The organism is Actinomadura rupiterrae (genome assembly GCF_024172125.1).
Lineage (GTDB): Bacteria > Actinomycetota > Actinomycetes > Streptosporangiales > Streptosporangiaceae > Spirillospora > Spirillospora rupiterrae.
Genome location: NZ_JAMZEA010000006.1, coordinates 611580 through 634463 on the forward strand (window position 1 = coordinate 611580; position 22884 = coordinate 634463).

Annotated in this window: 16 protein-coding genes; 6 read left to right on the top strand and 10 right to left on the bottom strand. The window is 73.6% G+C overall.

The annotated features are described in order from the left end of the window. Positions 1-43: 43 nt before the first annotated feature. The 4 genes from FHU30_RS23710 to FHU30_RS23725 all read right to left on the bottom strand — a co-directional run bounded on the left by FHU30_RS23710 (position 44) and on the right by FHU30_RS23725 (position 5811). Positions 44-1987: an ABC transporter permease/substrate-binding protein gene (locus FHU30_RS23710; protein WP_253878745.1), complete on the bottom strand. Its 1944-nt coding sequence runs from the start codon at positions 1985-1987 to the stop codon at positions 44-46. Next, positions 1984-3510, bottom strand: coding sequence for a sugar ABC transporter ATP-binding protein (locus tag FHU30_RS23715; RefSeq protein WP_253878746.1), 1527 nt, complete (start codon positions 3508-3510; stop codon positions 1984-1986). Before FHU30_RS23715 ends, FHU30_RS23710 begins: the two co-directional genes overlap by 4 nt. Continuing rightward, on the bottom strand, positions 3507-4586 hold the full coding sequence (locus tag FHU30_RS23720; protein WP_253878747.1) for a LacI family DNA-binding transcriptional regulator: 1080 nt from the start codon (positions 4584-4586) through the stop codon (positions 3507-3509). Before FHU30_RS23720 ends, FHU30_RS23715 begins: the two co-directional genes overlap by 4 nt. A gap of 97 nt (positions 4587-4683) precedes the next feature. Next, a complete protein-coding gene (locus FHU30_RS23725; protein ID WP_253878748.1) occupies positions 4684-5811 on the bottom strand; it encodes a helix-turn-helix domain-containing protein in 1128 nt (375 codons plus the stop codon). Between the two features lie 150 nt (positions 5812-5961). Here FHU30_RS23725 and FHU30_RS23730 point away from each other — a divergent pair, with 150 nt between their 5' ends. Then, complete coding sequence (locus FHU30_RS23730) at positions 5962-7344, top strand: FAD/NAD(P)-binding protein (RefSeq protein ID WP_253878749.1); 1383 nt, start codon at positions 5962-5964, stop codon at positions 7342-7344. On the opposite strand, the gene FHU30_RS23735 is transcribed toward FHU30_RS23730, so the two are convergent. Then, positions 7331-7543, bottom strand: coding sequence for a hypothetical protein (locus tag FHU30_RS23735; protein WP_253878750.1), 213 nt, complete (start codon positions 7541-7543; stop codon positions 7331-7333). The genes FHU30_RS23730 and FHU30_RS23735 overlap by 14 nt on opposite strands. 100 nt (positions 7544-7643) lie before the next feature. Here FHU30_RS23735 and FHU30_RS23740 point away from each other — a divergent pair, with 100 nt between their 5' ends. Next, a complete protein-coding gene (locus FHU30_RS23740) occupies positions 7644-8273 on the top strand; it encodes a GNAT family N-acetyltransferase (protein ID WP_253878751.1) in 630 nt (209 codons plus the stop codon). Positions 8274-8283: 10 nt separating this feature from the next. Here the strand turns inward: FHU30_RS23740 and FHU30_RS23745 are convergent, their stop codons facing one another. Both FHU30_RS23745 and FHU30_RS23750 read right to left on the bottom strand, forming a co-directional pair. After that, on the bottom strand, positions 8284-9429 hold the full coding sequence (locus FHU30_RS23745) for a glycerophosphodiester phosphodiesterase (RefSeq protein ID WP_253878752.1): 1146 nt from the start codon (positions 9427-9429) through the stop codon (positions 8284-8286). 221 nt (positions 9430-9650) lie between these two features. Beyond that, positions 9651-10445 (bottom strand): aldo/keto reductase, encoded by a 795-nt coding sequence (locus FHU30_RS23750; protein WP_253878897.1) that lies wholly within the window; start codon positions 10443-10445, stop codon positions 9651-9653. A gap of 274 nt (positions 10446-10719) precedes the next feature. Here FHU30_RS23750 and FHU30_RS23755 point away from each other — a divergent pair, with 274 nt between their 5' ends. The 4 genes from FHU30_RS23755 (at position 10720) to FHU30_RS23770 (ending at position 19321) form a co-directional block, all read left to right on the top strand. After that, positions 10720-12123 (top strand): cytochrome P450, encoded by a 1404-nt coding sequence (locus FHU30_RS23755; RefSeq protein ID WP_253878753.1) that lies wholly within the window; start codon positions 10720-10722, stop codon positions 12121-12123. A gap of 223 nt (positions 12124-12346) precedes the next feature. Beyond that, entirely contained in the window at positions 12347-15325 is a 2979-nt protein-coding gene (locus tag FHU30_RS23760) for a helix-turn-helix transcriptional regulator (RefSeq protein ID WP_253878754.1), read from the top strand. 230 nt (positions 15326-15555) lie between these two features. Further along, positions 15556-16653 carry an alpha/beta fold hydrolase gene (locus FHU30_RS23765; protein WP_253878755.1) on the top strand — a complete coding sequence of 366 codons (1098 nt, stop codon included), beginning with the start codon at positions 15556-15558 and terminating at the stop codon, positions 16651-16653. Between the two features lie 61 nt (positions 16654-16714). Next, on the top strand, positions 16715-19321 hold the full coding sequence (locus FHU30_RS23770) for a GMC oxidoreductase (protein ID WP_253878756.1): 2607 nt from the start codon (positions 16715-16717) through the stop codon (positions 19319-19321). Between the two features lie 90 nt (positions 19322-19411). Here the strand turns inward: FHU30_RS23770 and FHU30_RS23775 are convergent, their stop codons facing one another. The 3 genes from FHU30_RS23775 to FHU30_RS23785 all read right to left on the bottom strand — a co-directional run bounded on the left by FHU30_RS23775 (position 19412) and on the right by FHU30_RS23785 (position 22882). Then, positions 19412-21454 carry a CehA/McbA family metallohydrolase gene (locus tag FHU30_RS23775; RefSeq protein WP_253878757.1) on the bottom strand — a complete coding sequence of 681 codons (2043 nt, stop codon included), beginning with the start codon at positions 21452-21454 and terminating at the stop codon, positions 19412-19414. Positions 21455-21689: 235 nt separating this feature from the next. Further along, complete coding sequence (locus FHU30_RS47195; protein ID WP_253878758.1) at positions 21690-22262, bottom strand: CGNR zinc finger domain-containing protein; 573 nt, start codon at positions 22260-22262, stop codon at positions 21690-21692. Positions 22263-22345: 83 nt separating this feature from the next. Next, positions 22346-22882, bottom strand: a complete 537-nt coding sequence (locus tag FHU30_RS23785) for a PPOX class F420-dependent oxidoreductase (RefSeq protein WP_443612894.1) — start codon at positions 22880-22882, stop codon at positions 22346-22348. Positions 22883-22884: the final 2 nt, after the last annotated feature.

Genomic DNA, 22884 nt, shown 5'->3' on the forward strand with positions numbered 1-22884 from the left:
TCCCCCTCGCTCAGCCCGTGAACCCGTCAGCCCGTGATCTCGCTCAGCCCGTGAACTGGTCGGCGTTGGCGCGCGTCGCGACCTTCACCGGCACCGCGTTCGTCGGATCGATCTTCTCACCGCGGGCCGCCTTCACCGCGCTCCGCACGGCCATCTGGCCGAGCAGCCGGGGCTGCTGGGCGACGGTCGCGGTGAGCGTGCCGTCCTTGACGGCCTTGATGCCGTCCGGCGTGCCGTCGAAGCCGACGACCTTGACCTGCGCGCCCGCCTTGGAGCCGAGCGCCTTGATCGCGCCGAGCGCCATCTCGTCGTTCTCGGCGAACACGCCGTTCACGTCGGGGTGCGACTGGAGCAGGTTGGTCATGACGTCCAGGCCCTTGGTCCGGTCGAAGTCGGCGGGCTGCTTGGCCACGACCTGGATGCCCGGGTACTGCGCGATGCCCGCCAGGAAGCCCTGGCCGCGCTCGCGGGACGCCGAGGTGCCCGGCTGGCCCTGGATGATCACGATCTTGCCGTGCCCGCCGAGCGAGTCGGCGAGGGCCTTGGCCGCGTCCTTGCCGCCCGCGATGTTGTCGGACGCCACGAACTGCGCCAGCTTCGCCTTGTTCACGGTGCGGTCGGCGGCGACGACCGGGATGTCCGCCCGGTTCGCTGCCTGGACGGCCGGAGCCGCGGCATCGGAGTCGACCGGGTTGATGACGATCGCCTTCATGCCCTGGCTGCTGTAGTTCTGCACCTGGTTGACCTGCTGCGACGCGTCGTTCTGCGCGTCCTGGACGGTCAGCGAGACGCCCTCCTTGCGGGCCTCCTCCTGCGCGCCGTCCCGGAACTGGACGAAGAACGGGTTGTTCAGCGTCGAGACCGACAGGCCGATCTTGATGTTCTTGTGCGCACCGCCCGCGACGCCGGAGCCCGACCTGTCACCGGTGGACGCGACGCCGACCGCGATCGCGACGACCGCCGCCAGCGCGACGATCCCCCCGGCCCACGCCTTGCGGGACGACAGGTTCAGCCCCCGCCGCCGGACGGTGTCCAGCAGGACGGCCAGCGCGATCACGACACCGATCACGACCTGCTGCCAGAACGCCGAGACCGAGAGCAGGTTCAGCCCGTTGCGCAGGACGGCGAGGATCAGCGCGCCGACCAGGGTGCCGAACGCGCGGCCCTTGCCGCCCGCCAGGCTCGCGCCGCCGATGACGACGGCGGCGATGGCGTCCAGCTCGTAGCCGTTGGCGGCCTGCGGCTGCGCCGAGGCGAGCCGGGAGGCGAGCACGACGCCCGCGACGGCCGCGAACGCGCCGGACAGGGCGTAGGTGGCGAGCTTCTGCCGGTCCACCCGGATGCCGGACAGCCGCGCGGCCTCCTCGTTGCCGCCGATCGCGTACATCGCGCGCCCGGAGTAGGTGCGCGCCAGGATGACGGCGGTGAGCACGCCCATCGCGAGCATGACCAGCACGGGCACTGGCAGGTACTTGCCGATCGTGTCGCCGAGGTGGGTGACGGCGGACGGCAGCGGAATCGGGCTGCCGTCGGAGATCACCAGCGCCAGGCCGCGCGCCACGCCGAGCATCGCGAGCGTCGCGATGAACGGCGGCAGCTGCCCGTAGGTGATCAGCAGGCCGTTCACGAGCCCGGCGGCGATACCGACCAGGATCGCCAGGACGAGCGCTATCGGCCAGGGCACGCCGTGGTCGGTGGCCGTCCAGGCGAGCACGACGGCGGAGAGCGCGGCGACCGCGCCCACCGACAGGTCGATGCCGCCGGTGACGATGACGAAGGTGACGCCGAACGCGAGGATGGCGGTCACGGCCGCCTGGACGCCCACGTTCAGCAGGTTGGTGACGGTCAGGAAGTCGCCGGACATCAGGGCCAGGACGACGACCAGCACGACCAGGCCGGCCAGCGCCCCGTTCTCCCCGAGGAAGCGCCGGACGGCGCCCGGCGTGTCGTTGCTCTGCCGCGTCGCGCGCGGCGTGGTGGTGCTCATGACTGTGCGTCCTTCTGGGAGTTCTCCGGAGCGCTCGCCACGGCGAGCGCCATCACCGCGTCCTGGGTGGCCTCGGCCGCGGGCAGCTCGCCCGCGATCCGGCCGCGGGCCATCACCAGCACCCGGTCGCTCATCCCCAGCACCTCGGGCAGGTCGCTGGAGATCATCAGGACGGCCCGGCCGGCCGCGGTGAGCCGGTTGATCAGCTGGTAGATCTCGACCTTCGCGCCGACGTCGACACCGCGGGTCGGCTCGTCCAGGACGAGCACCCGGGCGTCGGCGAGCAGCCACTTGCCGATGACGACCTTCTGCTGGTTGCCGCCGGACAGCGTGCGGACCTCCTGGCCGAGGCCGCTCATCCGCACGCCGAGGCGGTCCGCCATCCCGGCCGCCTCGGCCCGGTGCTTGGAGCGTTCCACCAGGCCGCCGCGGCTGTCCGCGCCGAGGGTGACCAGGCCGAGGTTCTCGCCGACGTCCGCGCCGAGCACCAGGCCCTGGCCCTTGCGGTCCTCGGGGACCAGGCCGAGCCCCGCCTCGCGGGCCGCGTGGACCGACCCGGCCGGCAGCCGCTCGCCGTCCACGACGACCTCGCCGGTGTCGTAGCGGTCCGCGCCGAACAGCGCCCGCGCGACCTCGGTCCGCCCCGCGCCGACCAGCCCGGCCAGGCCCACGACCTCACCGGCCCGGACCTCGAACGAGACGTCCTCGAAGACGCCCGCGCGTCCAAGGCCCCTGACCTGGAGCAGGACGGGTCCCGGCTCGGTGCGCTCGCGCGGGTACTGCTGCTCGATCGAGCGGCCGACCATCAGCCGGACCAGCTCGCGCTCGGCGGTGTCCGCCGGGACCTCGCCGACCGAGCGGCCGTCGCGCAGCACCGTCACCCGGTCCCCGACGCGCGGGATCTCCTCCAGGTGGTGGGTGATGAACACGACCGCGACGCCCTGGCCGCGCAGCGTGCGGACGATCTCGAACAGCCGGTCCACCTCGCCGGTGGTCAGCACGGCGGTCGGCTCGTCCATGATCAGGATGCGCGCGTCCAGGCCGAGCGCCTTGGCGATCTCGACCATCTGCGCGCGGGCGATGCCGAGGTCGCCCATCCGGGCGGTCGGCTCGACGTCCACGCCGACGCGGGCGAGCAGCTCGCGCGCCCGCGCGTTCATCGCCCGCTTGTCGACCAGTCCGAACCGGCGTGGCGGGCGGCCGAGGAACAGGTTCTCGGCGACGGTCAGCTCGGGGACGAGGTTGAACTCCTGGTAGATCGTCGCGATGCCGAGCGCCGCGGCGTCCTGCGCCGACCGGATCCGCACCGGCTCGCCGTCCACCTCGATCGTGCCCTCGTCCGGACGGTGCGCGCCGGAAAGGGTCTTGATCAGCGTGCTCTTCCCGGCGCCGTTCTCGCCGAGCAGCACGTGCACCTCGCCCGGACGCAGGTCGAAGTCGACCCCGTCCAGTGCCTGCACGCCGGGGAACCCCTTGCGCAGGCCCCGCACGCGCAGGATCTCCCCGGATTCCAGGGTGCTCATGCGGTCACGCTCCCTTCGTCGTTCGTTCCGTCCCCGTGGCCTGTGTCGCGTGCGTCCGGATGTCGTCGCGTCATGGGCTCGCCGCACGAGCCGCGGACGACCAGCCGCGCGCGGAGCGTGACCTGCTCGACCTCGCGCCCTTCCACCCGGTCGGTCAGGGCGCGCACGGCGCTCCTGCCCAGTTCCTGGACGGGCTGGGCGATCGCGGTCAGCGGCGGGTCGAGATGCGGGAACCAGGGCACGTCGTCGTAGGAGGCGAGCGCGACGTCCCCCGGGATGGACAGCCCGCGCGCGCGGATCTCGTCCAGCGCGCCGAGGGCCATCAGGTTGTCCCCGGCGACCACGGCGTCCGGCGGTTCGGGCAGGTCGAGCAGGCGGGCGAGCGCGGCGCGCCCGCTCGCCGCCTGGAAGTCGCCCGCCTCCAGGTACTCGGGCCGCACCGGCTGCCCCCGGCGGGCGAGCGCGGCGGCGAACGCGTCGGTGCGCTCGCGGCCGGTGGACAGGATCGCGGGGCCGGACACGAACGCCAGGCGCCGGCGGCCCAGCCGCAGCAGGTGGCCGACCAGCTCGTCGATCGCGTCCGCGCCGTCCGCCCGGACGGTCGGGACGTCGAGGCCGGGCAGCGTGCGGTCCAGGAACACCACCGGCGTCCCGGACGCGACGGTGTCGCGGACCAGCGGCGTCACCTCGGCGGTGGGGCACAGCAGCAGGCCGTCCACGCGGCGCTCCAGCAGGGTGCGCACGTAGTCGTCCTGGCGGTCCGGCCGCTCGTCGGCGTTGCCGATCACGACCGCGTACCCGGCGGCGCGCGCCTCGTCCTCGACGGCGCGCGCCAGCTCGGTGAAGAACGGGTTGAGGATGTCGCCGATGACCAGCCCGATCGTGCCGGTCGCCGCGGTGCGCAGCGACCGCGCGACCGCGTTGCGCCGGTACCCGAGCCGCTCGACGGCGGCCAGCACGCGGGCCCGGCTCTCCGCCGACACCGTCGCGCTGTCGTTCAGCACGCGCGAGACCGTGGCGACCGAGACCCCGGCCACGCGCGCCACGTCCTTGACGCTCGCTTTGCCCTCCGCCAAGGCCCGCACCCCCTCCCGAGTCGATATAATCGTTTACATCCTGCCGTGTAAACGATTACACCACTCCTCTTCTTCCCGCAAAACCCCAAAGATCTACTTACCGTCCGGCCGCGGGCCGGTACCGCTCGGCGAACAGCCGCGCCGTCAGCTCGCCGCGGCTGGAGACGCCGACCTTGGCGAACACCGCCTTGAGGTGGCCGCGCACCGTGTGCGGCGAGATCACCAGAGCCTCCGCGACCGGCCCGGTGGACAGCCCGCGCGCGACGAACTGGGCGACCTGGAGCTCGCGCGGGGTCAGCCCGTACGCCTCGGCGATCATGACGCCCAGGTCGGCGGCGGACGCCGGCTCGATCACCAGCGCGACCGGCCCGGGCGTGCCGTCCGGGCCGTCCAGGCAGGACGCGTGGCACACCAGCCACCGGCCGTCCGTGGTCCGGACCCGCGTGCGCGCGGCCCCTTCGCGCTCGCGGCCCCGCGCGACCGCCCGCGCCTGGAGCGCCGCGCCGACCGCCCAGATCGGCAGCCGCAGCCCGAGGCGGGACGGCACGAGCGGCCCGTCCGGCAGGACGTCCAGGTACGCGCGGGCCTCGGCGTTGGCCGAGGTCGCCTCGCCGCGCTCGTCGAACAGCACCAGCCCCGGCCCGGAAGGCCCGGACGCCCCGGCAGCCCCGTCCGGACGGGACGACCCGACAGCCCCGTCCGGACGGGCGAAGCCTCGCAACCGCCTCGCCAGCGGGCCCGACAACCCGGCCAGCAGCGCCACATCGGACGGCCCGAACTCCTCGGCCCGGCCCGTCCGGAACAGGCTGACCAGGCCCCACGGCCGGTTCCCGATCCGCAGCACGGCGCGCAGCTCGTCGTGGACTCCCTGGTCGCCGAGCACGGCCCGGAACCGCGCGCTGCGCGCGGGCGCCCCGCCGGTCGCGGCCCGCAACCCGGCCGCCGGGACGCCCGCCCGGGCGAGGTCGCGGAAGGGCAGGACGTTCTCGTCCAGCAGCTCGCTCTCCCAGTAGGCGGCGCACCGGTCGCCGCCGCCGAGGCCCTCGACCAGCATCGGCGCGGTGACCAGCCCGGTCTCGGGGTCGCTCGCCGTCCAGACGGCGGCGTCGAAGCGCAGCAGCGGCCGCAGCCGGGACGACACGCGCCCGAACAGGTCGAGCGGGCCCGCGGCGCGTGCGGCGGCGCGTTCGGCCGCCGCGGCGGCAGGACTCGGATCGGACGGCATGATGATCAGCCTGCCCGGCCCGTGCCCGCGCCACCACCCCCCGAACGAGGGGGTGCGGCGCGCGCGGGACACCCCGGGCGGGGCGTACCGGCGCGCCGCGACGGCCGCGAGGCTCGACGCACGGTCCGAGCGAGGCTGAGAGGAACGACAATGCGAATCGCGATCATCGGAGCGGGCCCGGCGGCCGTCGGGCTGCTGGACGCCCTGGCCCGATCTGGCGAAGGGCACGACATCACGGTCTTCGACCCGTCGCCGCACCCCTGGCGGGGGCGGCCGTACGCGGCCGATCTGGACAGCGTCCTGGTGAACGTCCCGCCCATGCTGATGTCGGTGCGGCACGACGACCGCGAGCACTACGCGACCTGGCTGGGCGAGCGCGGCGCGCGGTTCTTCGATCCGCTGATGGGCGCGCCGCTGGTCCCGCGCGCCATGTACGGCGAGTACCTGGAGGAGACCGCCGGGAAGGCGATGGCCGGCGGGAACGTCCGGCTGGTGCCCGAACGGGTCGTCGGAACGACGCGTGACCTGCGGGTTCGCACCGAGGGCGGGCGCGAGTACCAGGCTGATCGCGTCGTGCTCTGCGTCGGTTCCGGAACCCCGGGCGATCCGTACGGGCTGGACGGGGCGCCGGGATACATCGGCGACCCGTACCCGCTGGCCCGGACCTTGGAAGGCGTCGGCGCGGACGCGTCCGTGGTGATCATCGGGAGCCGGCTGACCGCCGTGGACGTCGCCGTCTCGCTGGGCGCGCGCGGGCACGCCGGGCCGATCTCGCTGGTGTCGCGCGGCGGCATGCTGCCGCATGTCTGGCAGCGGCCGGGCGGCTATCAGCCCAAATACCTCAATGCGGACGCGGTCCGGGTGATGGGTGCGGACGTCACGCTCGCCAAGCTGCACGACCTGTTCCGCGCCGAACTGGAGGAAATCGGCGAGGACATCGGTGAGATCGAGGCCGATCTGCGGGCCGCCCTCACCGATGATCCAGGACTGCGGCTGCGCCGCCAGGTGGACCTCGTGGACACGCCCTTGCAGGCCCGGCGGCTCCTCCAGCAGGCGTGCCACAACGTCATGCCGCACGCCTGGCCGCTGCTGCCCGAATCGGACCGGGCGACGCTGCGGAGGCACTCGCGGCTGGCGGTCTCGCTGGCGTCGCCGATGGTCCCGGTGAACGGCGTGCGCATGGCGGAACTCTTCGAGTCGGGGCAGCTCGACTCGGTGGGCGGCGTCAAGGAGATCGTCGCGGCGCCGTCCGGGTTCGACGTGCGGTGTGAGGGCGGGACGCGGCACGCGGAAGTGGTCGTGAACGCCGTGAACCCTCCGCCCGGGTCCGTGCCGAAGGCCGCCGTCGGGCTCGTTGAGGCGCTGCTCGGCGCCGGGCTGGCGGCGACGCATCCGGACGGCGGGATCGTGCCGTCCGATCCGCGCGTGCATGTGGTCGGCGATCTGCATGGCGGACGGCCGTTCCTGACCTCGGGCATCCCCGAGGTGGTGAACACGGCCGCGAACGCCGCTCGCGCGCTTACGCAGGGGTGAGGGTGGCGAGGTCGACCGACTCGGAGAGGTCGGCGACGCTCGCGTACCAGCCGCGGCCGACCGGGCGTCCTTCGCGGGTGACCAGGAAGGCCGAGTCGGCGTCGGCCGGGACGCCCGCGAAGTCGGCCCAGGCGCGGTGCGAGCCGTCCAGCGGGACGGCCGTGACGCGCAGACCGTCCGGACCTGTCCATTCCTCCATGCACGCTATGCTACTGATCCAGTACATAGAGTCATGATTCGGGGGTTGACCGGACGGCCCGGGCCGGTCGATGATCGGCGGATCCCCTGGGAGGTTCGCCATGGCGGGTCCGGAAGCGTCGCCCACGGCGCGGGTGGCGGAGGCGTCCGACGTCGATCGGATCGCGGCCGTCCTCGCGCGCGCGTTCGAGGACGACCCGGTGTGGAGCTGGATGCTGCCGGACGAGGCGTCCCGGCCCAGGCGGCTGGCGGCGGCCTTCACGATCCTGCTCCGCGAGGTCCACCTGGGCCACGGCGCGAGCGAGCACGCCGGGCGGTTCGCCGACATCGAGGCCGCCGCGCTCTGGGATCCGCCGGGCAGCTGGCGGGTGCCGCTGACCGCGCAGGCGCGCCAGGCCATTCCGCTCATGCGCGCGTTCGGGACGCGCCTGCCCGCGGCGATGCGGGCGCTCGGGCGCGTCGAGGGCGAGCATCCGAAGGAACCGCACTGGTACCTGGCGTTCCTCGGCACCGACCCGCAGGCGCAGGGCAACGGCCTCGGGACGGTCCTGCTGCGTTCGCGCCTCGCCCGCTGCGACGAGGCGCGGATGCCCGCGTATCTGGAGTCGTCCAAGGAGAGCAACGTCCCGTACTACGAGAAGTTCGGGTTCCGCGTGACGAAGGAACTCCAGATGCCGGGCAAAGGGGCCCCGCCGGTGTGGCTCATGTGGCGGGACCCCGAAGCCGGCTAGTCAGCGGCGGTCAGGAGCGCTCGCCGAGGAAGTCCTGGCGGGCGCGGTAGGCGGTGTCGGAGTTGTCGCTGAACATGCCGTCGATGCCCGCCTTGAAGTACGCCTCATACTCCTTGAACACGTTCCCGTAGTCACCGGGCTTGGTGCCGTTGCGCAGGTCGGTCGGCAGGAACTGGTTCTCGTTGCGGAAGGTGTACGGGACGACCTTGAGCCCCGCGCGGTGCGCGTCGGCGACGAGTGGACCGGGGGTGCCGAGCGAGCCGTCCGCCTTCGGCGGGATGACGAGGGTCTTCTCCGGACCGATCCAGTCCGCGTATTCACGCACGGTCTTCAGGCCCGCGGGCTTGGTCATGTCGGCGAAGGTCGGGCCGGAGCCGGTCGCGGTCGTGTCGTACGGCGAGCCGGTGTTGGAGATGCACTGGAGCACGGTCACGTGCGGCAGCGCGCGGTGCAGGATCCGCAGGCTGGACGGCTCGAACGACTGGACGACCGTCCGGCCGCCCTGGTCGAAGTGGTTGCGCTTCAGCGTGGCGATGAGGGTGTTCTCCAGCGGCAGCCCGATCGACCGGAAGTAGGTCGGGTGCTTGGTCTCGGGCACGATCCCGATCTTGCGGTGGTACTCGCGGGTGAACCGCTTGGCCAGGTCGATGACCTCCTGGAGGGTCAGCACCTGGTAGCGGCCGTTGTAGAGGGTGTTGTGCTGCCGGATGTCGGGCAGCCGCTCGGCGGCGCGCAGCGTCTTCAGCTCGGCGAGGGTGAAGTCCTCGGTGAACCAGCCGGTGATCTTCGTGCCGTCGACCGTCTTGGTGGTCTTGCGGTTCGCGAACTCCGGGTGGGACGCGACGTCGGTCGTGCCGCCGATCTCGTTCTCGTGCCGGACGACGAGCTGGCCGTCCTTGGTCGGCACCAGGTCGGGCTCGATGAAGTCCGCGCCCATACGGACGGCCAGCTCGTAGGAGCCCTCGGTGTGCTCGGGGCGGTAGCCGGGCGCGCCGCGGTGGCCGAGGATCAGCGGTCCGCGGGCGGCGGTCAGGGCGGGGGCGGCCTCGGCGGACGGGCCGGGCGCCGGGGACGCGGCCGGCAGCGTCGCGGCGGCGAGGGCGGCGACCGGCGCCAGCACCGCCGCGGCGGCGAGGACTCGGGCTCGACGGATCATCGGGTCGGGCTCCCTTCGGGGGACGCGCGGGGAGGTGTCGCGGGACGTCCGCGGGTCCGCGCGTCGGGGTCGCCCGGAAGGTACCGGCCGGAGAGGGGCCGGGCCCGGAACCGGCCGGTGACGGCCGGGCCAACCTTGCCCGCCCGGCGGATGAACGCGGACGGGGCGCACGAGAACACCCCGTCCGCCACCAGGCCGGACGGGGTGCCTCCACCCGCGCGTCAGCCCATCCAGTCGAAGGTGGCCGGGTCGGGGCCGATCCGCTTGTTCTGGTTCATCCGCGCGATCGCGTCCATGTCGTCCTCGGTCAGCTCGAAGTCGAACACGTCGAAGTTCTCCGCGATCCGGGACGGCGTGACCGACTTCGGGATGACGATGTTGCCGAGCTGGATGTGCCAGCGGAGCACCACCTGCGCCGCGGTCTTGCCGTGCGCGGCGCCGATCCCGGCGAGCGCGGGCTCGTCCAGCAGGCCCTTGCCCTGGCCGAGCGGGCTCCACGCCTCGGTGCGGATGTCGTGCGCGGCGTTGAAGGCGCGCAGCTCGCCCTGCTGGAAGTAGGGGTGCAGCTCGATCTGGTTCACCACCGGCTTGACGTCGGTCTCGGCGAACAGCCGCTCCAGCGCGCCGACGGTGAAGTTGGAGACGCCGATCGCGCGGATCCGGCCGTCCTTGTAGAGCTTCTCGAAGGCCCGCCAGGTGTCCAGGTAGGTGCCGCGCGACGGCATCGGCCAGTGGATCAGGTACAGGTCCAGGACGTCCAGGCCGAGCCGCTCCATGCTGGCCTCGAAGGCGCGCAGCGTGGAGTCGTGGCCCTGGTCGGCGTTCCAGAGCTTGGTGGTGACGAACAGCTCGTCCCGGGACAGGCCGGACTCGCTCAGCGCGCGCCCGGTGCCGGTCTCGTTCTCGTACGCCTGCGCCGTGTCGATGCTCCGGTAGCCGGTGGTCAGCGCGGTGCCGACGGCCTTCTCGGCCTCGTCGTCGGCGACCTGCCAGACCCCGAAGCCGAGCTGCGGCATCTCGACGCCGTTGTTGAGCCGAACGTTCGGTACGGTCACGGTTCCCCCAGTTCTGTGCGCGTGACGGTCGGTTCTCTGCGCGTGACGGTTCCGCGCGTGGCGCTTCCTCGCGCGTGGCGGTTCTCCGCGCGTCCGTCTCCCTGCCGTTCTATCCGACCCCCGGATCATGCCCGGAAGGCGGGCCCCGGAAAGATGTCGGGGTTTACCACGATGTGACGCACCTGAGCGGCTTGGCACGATCGAAAGACCCGCCACCCCGTACAGGAGCCCCGCCATGTCCGCCACCGTGCGTTCGAGCAACGTGCCCCCAGGTTTCCGCCTGCCTCCCGCGGCCCAGGTCGCCTGGCTGATGGCCGATCCGCTGGGCTTCTACGAGGCGGGCCGGCGCCGGTTCGGGCCGGTCTTCAGCCTGCGCTACCCGGGGCTGCCGCCCGAGGTCTGCGTCGCGACCGCCGAGCTGGCCGAGGAGGTCTTCGCCACCGACGGCGGGCCGGGCCGCGCGGGCGAGATGCGGCGCGCGTTCATCGGCCCGCTGGTCGGCGAGCAGTCGCTTCTCTGCCTGGACGGCGAGCCGTGGTGGCGGCACCGCCGCCTGGTCAGCCCGCCGCTGCACGGCCGCGCGGTCGCCGCCTGGCGGGACCGGATCGCCGACATCGCCGCCGCCGAGGCGGCGCGCTGGCCGGTCGGCACGGCCATGCCCGTACGGCCCGCGATGGAACGCATCACCCTCGAGGTCATCATGCGGGTGGTGTTCGGCATCGAGGACGCGCGGCGGCTCGGCGCGCTGCGCACGCTGCTCCCCCGGCTGATGCGCCTCGCCGGTTCGGCCGCGCTCGTCCGGATCCCGCCGAACGCCCGCGAGCGCGCGCTCAGCTCGCCGCTGCTGCTGCGCGCGGGCGCGCTGCCCACCACCCGCTACGTCCGCGCCCGGGACGAGGTGGACGCGATCCTCTACGACGAGATCGCGCGCCGCCGCGCCGAGCCCTGCGCCGAGGCCGCGGACGTGCTGTCGCAGCTGGTCGCCTCACGGGACGAGGACGGCGAGCCGCTCACCGCCCGGGAGATCCGGGACGAGCTGATGACGCTGCTGGTCGCCGGGCACGAGACCACCGCGACCGCGCTGACCTGGACGTTCGAGCGGCTCGTCCGGACACCATCGGCGATGGACGCGCTGGTCGCCGACATCGCCGCCGGGACGCAGGCGGCGCGCGGCGAGACGTCCTACCTGGACGCGGTCGTCAAGGAGGGCCTGCGCGCGCGTCCGGTCGTGCTCGGCGCGCCGCGGCTGCTGGACGAGACGGCGAAGGTCGGCGGCTACGAGATCCCGGCGGGCTGGTACCTGTCGGCGTCGGTGCCGCTGGTACTGAGCGACCCGGAGGCGTTCCCGTCGCCGGAGGTGTTCCGTCCGGAACGTTTCATCGTGGGGGAATCGTCGGCCGAGGACGTCGCGCGCGCGAACCGCTCGTGGATCCCGTTCGGCGGCGGCCGCCGCTACTGCGCGGGCGCTCAGCTCGCCCTGCTGGAGATGCGCGTCGTCCTCGCGGAAGTGCTACGCCGCGTGACGCTCATGGCGGCCAATCCGGAGGACGAGAAGCGGCGGCTCAAGAACGTCACGCTCGCGCCCGCCAAGTCCGGCCTGGTCATCGCCTATCCACGGGCGGGCGCCGCCGCCGCGTGACCGCGTTCGCGACGTCGACAGGAAGATGACGACTCGGGCACGGTCCACTTCAGACGGTTGACACCCGTGCCCCGAAGACGGTTGATAGCACTGTGCCGATCGGGCGGGTTCCGATCACTCGAACCGACCGTCCACTCGGTAGAGTGGCCCCCGCGATCGACGCATTTCGCGACAAAGGTACCAACACGGCGTATCGACCGCCTGTCTCTGGTGGGGTGTGGACATGGATGGTCGTACGGACCAGCAGCGCGCGGAGCGCCCGCGCCCGGCCGGGCACAGTCCGGGCCGCCCGGCGGCGGGGCAGGGTCCGGACGAGCGGGGCGCCGAGCGGCCCGGGCAGGTCCCGCTGGTCGGCCGGCGGGACGTCCTCGGCCTCCTGGAGGAGGGCCTCGACCAGGCCGCGGCCGGCGTGTTCCGGTTCGTCGCGCTCGCCGGCGAGCCCGGCGCGGGCAAGACCCGGCTGCTCGGCGAGCTGACCGCCGGGGCCTCCTCGCGCAAGCTCGCCGTGTCCTCCGGGCGCGCCGCCGAGTTCGAGCAGGAGATGCCGTTCGGCGCCGTCGTGGACGCGCTCGACGACCACCTGGAAGAGCACCTTCCCGACCTCGGCCCCGCGACCGTGAAGCTGCTGGTGCCGGTGTTCCCCGCGCTCGCCGCCGTCGTGCAGGGCACGATGCCGACGCTCACCGGCAACACCCCCGTCGCCCGCTACCAGCTGTACCGCGCGGTGCGCCGGCTGCTGGAGCAGCTCGCCGCCGAGGACGGCCTCGTCCTCATCCTGGACGACGTGCACTGGGCCGACGAGGCGACGATCGAGCTGCTCGACTACCTCGTCCGGCATCCGCCTCGCGCGCGCGTGATGATCGCGGTCGCGTTCCGTCCGGCGCAGGCGTCCGCGCGGCTCGCGGCGCTCGTCGAGGCGTCGGTGCAGGGCGGCTGCGGGGACCGCGTGCACGTCCGGCCGCTTTCGGAGGACGAGGTCGCGCAGCTGCTCGGCCCGAACGTGACCGCCACCCGCTGCCGCGAGCTGTTCGAGGCCAGCGGCGGCAACCCGTTCTACCTGGAGGCGCTCGCGCGCAGCGACGAGCCGCTCGCCGAGGGGCCGCAGGAGGGCGACCTGCCCCCGGCCGTGCGGGCCGCGCTGCAGATGGAGCTGACCGGCCTGTCCGCGGACGCGCTGCGCGTGGCGCAGGGCGCGGCCGTCGCGGCCGACGAGTTCGCCCCGGCGCTGGCCGCCGTCGCCGCCGAGGTGACCGAGCACGTCGCGCTGTCCGCGCTGGACGAGCTGGTCGCGCGGGACATCGTCCGGCCGAGCGCGGAGCGGTTCCGGTTCCGGCACCCGCTGGTCCGGCACGCGGTCTACGGATCCGCGGCGGCGGGCTGGCGGCTCGCCGCGCACGGCCGGATCGCGGGCTACCTGGCCGAGATCGGCGCGCCCGCCGCCGTCCGGGCGCGGCACGTCGAGCGGTCCGGACGCGTCGGGGACCGCCCCGCGATCGCCACGCTCGTCGAGGCCGGGCGCGCGTACGCGACGCAGGCGCCGGTGACGGCCGCGCACTGGCTGAAGGCGGCGCTGCGGCTGATGCCGGAGAACGCGCCCGCCGACAAGGGCCTGCCGTCCCGCCTTGACCTGCTGATGGAGCTCGCGCAGGTGCAGTCGGTCGGCGGCGCGCTCGCCGAGGGCCGCGAGACCGCCCGCACGCTGCTGCGGCTGCTGCCGAACGACGCCTACGACCGGCGCGCGAAGGCCGCCCGGCTCGCCGCGCTGATGGAACGCCAGCTGGACCGTCCGCACGAGGCCCGCTCGCTGCTGCTGGACGAGCTGCGCAACATGCCAGACCCGCGCTCGCCCGCCGCGATCCCGCTGCGCATGCGGCTGGTCGCCGAACGGACGATGCGGCTGGAGTTCCGCGCCGCGCAGGCCGTCCTGGACCTGATGCCGGACGACTCCGACGACTGGGAACCGAGCCTTAAAGTCGCGGTCGCGGCGCTGCGCCCGATGCCCGCGTTCGCCGGCGGACGCGTCGCCGACGCGCTCCGCTACGCCGAGGTCGCCGACCGGCTGCTGCACACCGCGCCGAACGAGCACCTCGCCGACTGGATGGACGCGATCGCCTGGCTGTGCTGGGCCGAGACGATGCTCGGCCGCTACCAGACCGCCGCCCGGCACTTCGAGCGCGCGCTCGACGTCGCCCGCGACACCGGCCAGCTGTACGTGGTCACCAACCTGCTCGCCGGGCTCGCCCGCTCCTACGGGACGCTGGGGAACCTCGCGCAGGCCGCGTCCGCCGCCGAGGACTCGGTGGAGGAGGCGCGGCTGGTGGCGTCCGGGCAGCAGATGGTGTTCGGGCTCACCCAGCAGAGCCTGGTCGCGACCTGGTCCGGCCGCGAGGAGACCGCGCTGCGGCAGGCCGACGAGGCCGTCGCGGTCGGCGCCGGCATCGGCGAGTGGTGGGGCTCGATGGCGCACTACGCGCGGGCGATGGCGCTGTTCGGCCTCGGCCGCCAGGACGAGGGTGTCGCGGCCGTCATGAAGGCGACCAACGGCTTCGACTCGCCGACCCTCGACCAGCGCACGCTGCTGTCCTGCGCCGAGACGCTCGCGCAGGTCGAGGCGGGCCGCGGGCACCACGACGCCGCGCTGCAGTGGGCCGAGCGCGCCCAGCTCATGCGCCTGGACGGCGTCGACTCCAACAATGCGCTCGCCGACCTCGCCCGCGCGCACGCGCTGCAGGGCACCGACCCCGGCGAGGCCGCGCGCGCCGCGATCACCGCCGCCGAGGCGCTGGAGGCGGCCGGGCAGCGGGTGGACGCCGGCCGCGCCCGGCTCCGCGCCGGGACCGCGCTCGCCGAGGCCGGCGACCGCAAGGCCGCCCGCGACCACCTGCGCGTCGCCGCCGACACCTTCCAGGCGTGCGGGGCGCGCACGCTGCACGGGCAGGCCGCCCGGGAGCAGCGCCGGGCCGGTGTCCGGGTGCCCGCCCCCGGCGGCCGCGGCTCCGGCCCGGGCGGGCTGTCCAAGCGCGAGTTCGAGGTCGCCTCGCTCGTCGCCGAGGGCTACACCAACTCGCAGATCGCCGAGCGCCTGTTCGTCAGCGTCCGGACGGTCGAGACACACCTTTCGCACATCTTCGCCAAGCTCGGCGTCACTTCGCGGGTGGGCGTGGTGAGCGCCCTGAACCGGGGCGAACCCGGGCAGGACTGAGCCCGCCCGCCGACGATCGGACGTTCGATCACCCGGGCGTCCAAACCGGACGGGCGTCGCGTGCGTCCCACAGAAGACGAGTCGAGTACGGACCGGACGCGATGGGCTCGGATCCGGCACCTTGTGTCAGTGCCGCCGGAGCCGGGCGTGCGGGACAAGTCAGGGTTTCCCACGATGCCGCCGGCAGCGGGTCGGCAGCATCATTCTTGCGGGCGAACACGGAGGCGAGGATGACGCAGACGACGATTCCGCGGCGGACGCTGGAGGGTGTCAGGGACGCCGAGGTCACGGTGTACCCGTTCGCGACCGAGGACGGCCTCGGGCTGGAGCTCACCCGGTTCGAGCGCGCCGCGTGCGACGACGTCGTGCTGCTCGTCCACGGCCTCACCTCCGCCAGCGACGTGTACATCATGCCGGAGCACCAGAACCTCGCCACGCACCTGCTGGACGCCGGGTACACCGACGTGTGGGCGCTGGACTTCCGGATGAGCGGCCGGTTCCCGTACGACACCGAGACGCACCGGTACACCCTGGACGACATCGCGCTCTACGACTTCCCGGCGGCGCTGGAGGTGATCCGCCGACAGATCGGGGGCCGGCGGCTGCACGTCATCGCGCACTGCCTGGGCTCGGTGTCGTTCACGATGGCGCTGTTCGCCGGGACCGTCACCGGCATCACCAGCCTGACCTGCAACAGCGTCTCACTGACGCCGCGGGTGCCGAGGTTCTCCAAGCTGAAGCTGTCGTTCGGGCCGTCCGTGCTGGAGTACGTCCTCGGTCTGCCGTTCCTCGACCCGAGGTTCGGCGAGGCCCCCGCGTTCACCCGCGGCTGGATGCTGTCGCGGCTGGTGTCGCTGTTCCACCGCGAGTGCGACGTGCGCGCCTGCCACATGCAGAGCTTCCAGTGGGGCGCGGGCAAGCCCGCGATGTACCAGCACGAGAACCTGCTGCCCGTCACGCACGACCGGGTCGCCGACATCTGCTGCGCGTCCGGGCTGCACTACTACCGGCACGTCCGCAAGATGGTCGACGCCGGGCACTCGGTGAGGTACGCGCCGAACGACCCCGAGTACGCGCGGCTGCCCGAGGACTACCTGGCGAACGCCGCGGACGTGACGACGCCGCTGCTGCTGCTCGCGCCGGAGAAGAACCGGGTCTTCACCGACTCCAACATCCACTTCCACAAGATCCTGGAGCGGGTCGCGCCCGGCCGGCACGAGCTGGCGGTGCTGCCCGGCTACGGGCATCTGGACCCGCTCATCGGCAAGAACTCCCACCTCGACGTGTTCCCCCGCATCGTCGACTTCCTCAAGCGGCACTCCGCCTAGGCCGACCGGCCTGGCGGGGCGCCCGGCGTCCGGACAGCGAGAACAGAGCAGGAGCATTCGCATGGAGCAGGTCGACGCGGTCGTCGTCGGCTCGGGATTCGGCGGGTCGGTCAGCGCGTACCGGCTGGCCGAGGCCGGCCGGTCGGTGGTGCTGCTGGAGCGCGGCCGACCGTACCCGCCCGGCAGCTTCCCCCGCTCCCCCGCCGAGATGGGCCGGGCGTTCTGGGATCCCGCCGCGGGCCTGTACGGCATGTACGACGTGTGGCGCTTCGACGGCTGCGACTCGGTCGTGTCGGCCGGCCTCGGCGGCGGCTCGCTGATCTACGCCAACGTGCTGCTCCGCAAGGACGAGCGCTGGTTCGTGCACGAGGAGATGCCGGACGGCACCTACGAGTCCTGGCCGCTCGGCCGCGCGGACCTGGACCCGCACTACGACGCGGTCGAGAAGATGATGGACCCGCGGCCGTTCCCGCTGGGCCGCCCGCCGTTCGACAACACGCCGAAGGCGCACGCCATGCAGGACGCGGCGGCCGAGCTCGGCCTGGACGTGACGCTGCCGCCGCTCGCGGTGCGGTTCTCCGCCGAGCCCGGCGGGCAGCCCGCGGTGGGCCTGCCGATCGCCGAGCCGTCCTACGGCAACATCCACGGCGTGCCGCGCCGTACCTGCAACCTGTGCGGCGAGTGCGACATCGGCTGCAACGACGGCTCGAAGAACACCCTCGACCACACCTACCTGTCGGCGGCGAAGCACCACGGCGCCGACATCCGCATCGGGCACGAGGTGAAGGCGGTCCGGCCGCGTCCGGGCGGCGGGTACGAGGTCGACTACGTCGTCCACGACATGGAGACGAAGTCGCGGAAGCCGCCGGTCCGGACGATCGGGTGCGACCGGCTGATCCTGTCGGCCGGGACGTACGGGACGTCCCACATCCTGCTGAAGTCGCGGGCGGCCCTGCCGAACCTGAGCGGCGCGCTCGGCACCCGGTTCAGCGGCAACGGCGACCTGCTGACGTTCCTGCTGAAGGCCAAGGACCGCAACCGGGTCCGCCCGCTGGACGCCGCGCGCGGCCCGGTCATCACCAGCGCGATCCGGCTGCCGGACGAGGTGGACGGCGTGCCCGGCGCGGGCCGCGGCGCCTACATCCAGGACGGCGGCTACCCCGGCTTCGTCGACTGGGCGATCCAGGGCCTGGACGTGCCCGGCTCGATCGAGCGGATGGTGAAGTTCCTCGCCGAGCGGTTCCTGGACTTCTTCAAGGACGTCCCGGACACGCACCTGTCCGCCGAGCTGTCGGAGCTGGTCGGCAGCGGCTCGCTCACGGTCAGCTCGCTGCCGCTGCTCGGCATGGGCCGCGACGTCCCCGATGGGCGCCTCGACCTGGACCGGCACGGCCGGCTCTACGCCGACTGGACGACCAAGACCAGCGAGGCGTACTTCGAGCGGGTCCGCAAGACGATGCAGAGCATCGCCGACGTGCTGGGCGCCGAGTACGCCGACAACCCGATGTGGTTCCGCAAGCGGATCATCACCGTCCACCCGCTCGGCGGCGCGCCGATGGGCCGGCACTCGGACGTGGGCGTGTGCGACTCGTACGGCGAGGTGTACGGCCATCCCGGCCTGTATGTCGCGGACGGTTCGGTCATGCCGGGACCGGTCGGGCCGAACCCGTCGCTGACGATCGCGGCGTTCGCGGACCGGATGAGCACGCGCCTGCTGGAGACGAGCGCCCCGGTGTCGGCGTCGGCCGCCGTGTCGGTGTCGGCCTCCGGGGCCGCCACGATCGGCGTCGCGAGCGTGGGGGTCTCGACCGTCACGGAATCGGGCGCCGCGGAGTCGGGCGCCACCGCGTCAGGTGCGGTGGAGTCGGGCGTCAGGGTCGCGGGCGCCGCCGTCTTCGGCGTGGCCGTGACGGGCGCGGCGGTGGCCGCGTCCGGCGGCGCGTCCATGAGCTCGGGGGCCGGGCCTGCCACTTCGGCCGGCCCGCAGCAAGGGGCGGGTAGCGGCAGTGCGTACGCCCGCGAAGCGGGGACGCCGGCGGGCCACGGGGACCGGTCCCGGCACGGCGGCGGGCGTACGTCACTGTCGTTCACCGAGCAGATGAAGGGCCACATCACCTTCGGCACGCCGGACCCGCGCTCGGGCGAGGTGGACGAGAACCGCGAGCCGTTCGCGTTCCGGCTGACCATCACCGCCGAGGACGTGCACCGGTTCCTCGCCGAGCCCGAGCACGAGGCGGGCGCCGAGGGCTGGATCGAGGCGGCGGGATGCGGCGGGCGGCGGCCCGTCCGGCAGGGCTGGTTCAACCTGTTCGCGCCGACCGGCGAGGAGCAGCGCCGGGTGATGCGCTACCGGCTGTTCTTCACCGACGACGGCGGCCGCGACCTCACCCTGACCGGCGAGAAGAACGTCCTGCACGGCCCGCCGACGCGGATCTGGCCCGACACGTCCACGCTGTACACGAGGCTGCTCGCCGGGCACGTGCGGCCCGAGGACGACCCGGACGCCGAGGTCGTCGGCGCGGGCGTGCTGCACATCCAGCTGACCGACTTCGCGCGGCAGCTCACCACCTTCCGCACCGGCGGGCCGCGCGGCACGACGGCGCTGGTGGAGTTCGGCCGGTTCTTCGCCGGCGAGCTCTGGGAGGTCTACGGCCCCGACCTCACCTGACCGGGGCCCCACGAACGCGCGGGACGGAGGAACTGCGGGGTGCCTCCGTCCCGCGCCCTTTTCTTTGGGGGCGCGCCCGGGGCCCAGGGCTCAGGCGAGGCGGGCTCGGTAGACGGCGCGGGCCGCTTCGAGCAGGTTGACATGGTCGGCGAGCCGGTCGTCGCCGGTGAGCCGCGCGCGCTTGCGGATCATGCGTTCCAGGCCGTCCAGGTAGTCCAGGCACCAGCGGACGTCCTCCGCGCGGGCGACGTGGCGTCCGGCGACGTGCAGGTGGACCGGGCTGGTCTGCGCGTAGACGCCCGCATGGTGCATCGATCGGGGGTGCCGGGGGCCGGTCGCGACGGCGATCACGTAGGTCGGCTCGGGCACGGCGAGCCGGACGGTCAGCTCGTCCGGCGGCCCCTCGGCGAGGACACCGTCCGCGGACAGCAGCCGGACGGTCCCGACCTCCTCGCCGACGACGCGGGCCGAGACCCTGACGGCCTCGCCGGGCGCGGGCAGGTCGATCGTGTCGCCGGGACCGTGGCCGTCCACGTCGAGTTCGAGCCAGGGGCCGGTGGTGGCGAAGGTCCGTCCGCGCCGGACCGCCTCGGCGAAGGACGCGGCGGACAGCTCGCCGTCGATGCGGGCGTAGACACGTTCCCAGCCGGGCGGGCTGGACTGGTTGCCGCGCCGGGTGAACGAGATCTGCGTGTCGCTCCCGGCGGTGACGGCCAGCCGGTTCCCCGCCCCGACGAGCCGCCGGTACACGCGCGCGGTCGCGTGGATGTCGGAGTGGTTCAGGACGTCCAGGCTGTGGACGAGGCCGAGCGCGGCGTCCGCGACGATCTCGCGGGCCGAGCAGTTGCGGCCGTCGGAGAGCGCCTCGCTGGGCGGCCCGTCCTCGCTGACGGGGACGTGGAAGGGGTGGCTGTAGCCGACGATCGCGCCGAGCGCGGCGAGCCGCCGGATGCCCTCGGCGTTCGGCGGCCAGTCGTCGGTGCCGAGGAAGCCCGTGTGGTACAGCTCGGGCGGGCCGTCCATGCCGAAGGCGTAGAGGTGTCCGAGCAGGTCGTTGCGGTACTCGACGCCGAGGCGCGCGATGTGCGAGGGAGCCGACCAGGGCGCGTCGCGTCCGGCCCAGTGCTCCAGCGCCTCGCGGTCGTAGACCCGGACGGACGAGACGTTCCCGGCGACGAGGTTGAGGACGTGCAGGTCCTCGCCCTGCTGGATCGCGGCGGCCTGCTCCGGTGTGCCGACGCTGTTCCCGGCCCAGTTCATATGGACGTGCATGTCGCCGCCGTACCAGCCTCGCGCGGCGGCGTCGTAGCGGCGGCGCGGTGTCAGCTCGACGGTCAGGTCCTCGCCGGGCGACGGCTCGACGCGGATCTCGACGATCTCGTACTCGGCGCCGCGCCCGACCCGGACCGTGAGGGGCTCGGCCGGGACGTCCACCACGAGGTCGTCGCCATGGAAGTACGGCTGGCCGTGCGCGTCGTGCCGGTCGGGCTCGTCCTGCGGGTACCAGCCGTGGCCGTCGTCGCCGACGACCGTCCAGCGGCAGGGCATGCCCGCGTGCAGGCGCAGCCGCGCGGCGGCGGCCTCGCGGGTGAGGGCGTCGAGCGGGACGGACGCGTCGTCCACCACGATCCGGCTGTCGCTCGCGATCGGCACGAGGCGCGCGCCGCGCGGCTTCAGGTCGTGCACGGCGCCGTCGATCTCGACGCGGACGATCTCGTCGCGGGACGAGTCGAGCAGCAGCATGGTCGCGTGCGGCGGCCGTCCCGCGAAGACCGGGCGCGGACGCGCCTCCACCCGCGCGCCGCCTTGCGTGAGGCGCAGCGCCGCGAGGTTGTCAGTCAGCTCGCCGTCCAGGACGTCCCGGAGCATTTCCGGCATGTCGATCGCGTTCAGCGCCGCCTCGATGTGCGGGCCGGTCGGCTCCTCGGCGCGCTCGACGGCCTTGAGGAACCAGGCGACGAAGAACTCCCGCTCGTCCGGCACGTACGGCGCGACCTCCAGCTGCCGGACGTAGTGGATCGGATCCTCGCCCCACGTGGGGCCGTGCGCGGCGAGCAGCTCCCGGTAGTCCGCCAGCGCCTGCCGCACCGCCTCGGGCAGGTCGAACCCGTCCCGCGTGCACTCTCCGCACATCCCGGCCTCCCAGCGTCGGCCCCCCGCACGCCGCCAGCCTGGCACGCGCCGGCGCCGAGGCGAGCGCTGAGCACCTGACCGCTTACGGACGGGCAGGAGAACGTCCCCCGCAGCGCACAATCCTCACCCCGCACCCCTCCGCCGGTTCAGAATCCCCCAGCCGCCACGGGTCAGCGGGCTCGGCGCCCGGCGGGCGCGGCGGGCAGCGGGGTCGGTGGGTACGGGGTGGGGGTGGTCAGGAATGGGCGCGGGCGCGGAAGGCGGCGGTCTTGACGCGGTTCTGGCAGGCGGTCGAGCAGTAGCGGCGGGTGCCGTTGCGGGAGGCATCCACGTAGACGCGGTCGCATGCGGGCGCGGTGCAGACGCCGAGCCGGTCGTAAAGCTCCCCGCCGAGCACGACGGCGAGGCCGGTCGCGCACGGGCCGCCCCAGTCGGAGGTGACGCCGCCGCCCACGCCGTGGAAGTGCAGGTGCCAGGGCTCGCCGTCGTGCCGGGCGAGGCGCGGGCGCGCGGCGGTGTCGTCCAGCATGCGGTTGACGAGCGCCGCCGCGCCGTCGATGTCGCCCGCCGCGACGGCCTCGAAGACCTCGCGCAGGCGCAGTGCGACGGCGCCGAGCTCGTCCAGCTCGGCCTCGGTGAAGACCGAGTGGTCGCTCGCGCCGCCCCATACGGCGCGCGCCGCGTCGGCGCGCTCGTCCGGGTCCTCGGGCGGCCGGTAGGGGCGGCCGCGGCGCTCGCCGGGGGTCAGCGCGTTGACGAGCCCGACGGCGGCGGCGACCACCCGATCCGCGTGACTGTTGAAGTCCACCTGACCAGCACATTCCCTCGGGACGCGGACGTGACCGCTAAAAGCCTACACGGCAGTCACCCAGGCCCGGCGGGGCGCTCCTGCTAGCCGAGCGGCTGGCCGTAGACGCGCTCGACGGGCAGGCGGACGACGAGGCGCTGGTCGCGGACCATGGCGCGCCGGTAGTCGTCCCAGTCCGGGTGCTCGCCCTGGACGGCGCGGTAGACGTCGATCAGCTCCTCGACGGCGGCGTCGTGCTCGTCGGCCGCGACGTCCGACAGCTCGGCGGTGCCCTCCGCGACCGTCCAGGCCCAGCCGTCCGGGCTGGTGACGTGCAGGCTCGCGCGCGGATCGCGGCGCAGGTTGCGGGCCTTGGCCCGGTCGGCGGTGACCGAGATCCGGACCAGGTCGCGGTCCGTGTCGTAGTGGTAGTTGATGTTGGAGAGCTGGGGACGGCCATCCCTCTTCAGCGTCGCCAGCACGCCCAGCTTGCTCTGGGCCAGCAGCTTGCGCAGCCCCGCCTCGTCCGGCCATGCCTGCCTCCGTCGTCGGTCGGCGTCCGTCCCATCATGTCCTGACGATCGGAAGAACCCGCGGACCCGCCCCGCGCTTCCCGGCGCGGGGCGGGGATTTCCGGCCACCG

Bases quoted from the DNA above. Each gene is read 5' to 3' on its own strand.
- FHU30_RS23710 (WP_253878745.1), bottom strand. From the start codon at position 1,987: ATGAGCACCACCACGCCGCGCGCGACGCGGCAGAGCAACGACACGCCG.
- FHU30_RS23715 (WP_253878746.1), bottom strand. From the start codon at position 3,510: ATGAGCACCCTGGAATCCGGGGAGATCCTGCGCGTGCGGGGCCTGCGC.
- FHU30_RS23725 (WP_253878748.1), bottom strand. From the start codon at position 5,811: ATGCCGTCCGATCCGAGTCCTGCCGCCGCGGCGGCCGAACGCGCCGCC.
- FHU30_RS23730 (WP_253878749.1), top strand. From the start codon at position 5,962: ATGCGAATCGCGATCATCGGAGCGGGCCCGGCGGCCGTCGGGCTGCTG.
- FHU30_RS23735 (WP_253878750.1), bottom strand. From the start codon at position 7,543: ATGGAGGAATGGACAGGTCCGGACGGTCTGCGCGTCACGGCCGTCCCG.
- FHU30_RS23740 (WP_253878751.1), top strand. From the start codon at position 7,644: ATGGCGGGTCCGGAAGCGTCGCCCACGGCGCGGGTGGCGGAGGCGTCC.
- FHU30_RS23745 (WP_253878752.1), bottom strand. From the start codon at position 9,429: ATGATCCGTCGAGCCCGAGTCCTCGCCGCCGCGGCGGTGCTGGCGCCG.
- FHU30_RS23750 (WP_253878897.1), bottom strand. From the start codon at position 10,445: ATGCCGCAGCTCGGCTTCGGGGTCTGGCAGGTCGCCGACGACGAGGCC.
- FHU30_RS23755 (WP_253878753.1), top strand. From the start codon at position 10,720: ATGTCCGCCACCGTGCGTTCGAGCAACGTGCCCCCAGGTTTCCGCCTG.
- FHU30_RS23760 (WP_253878754.1), top strand. From the start codon at position 12,347: ATGGATGGTCGTACGGACCAGCAGCGCGCGGAGCGCCCGCGCCCGGCC.
- FHU30_RS23765 (WP_253878755.1), top strand. From the start codon at position 15,556: ATGACGCAGACGACGATTCCGCGGCGGACGCTGGAGGGTGTCAGGGAC.
- FHU30_RS23770 (WP_253878756.1), top strand. From the start codon at position 16,715: ATGGAGCAGGTCGACGCGGTCGTCGTCGGCTCGGGATTCGGCGGGTCG.
- FHU30_RS23775 (WP_253878757.1), bottom strand. From the start codon at position 21,454: ATGTGCGGAGAGTGCACGCGGGACGGGTTCGACCTGCCCGAGGCGGTG.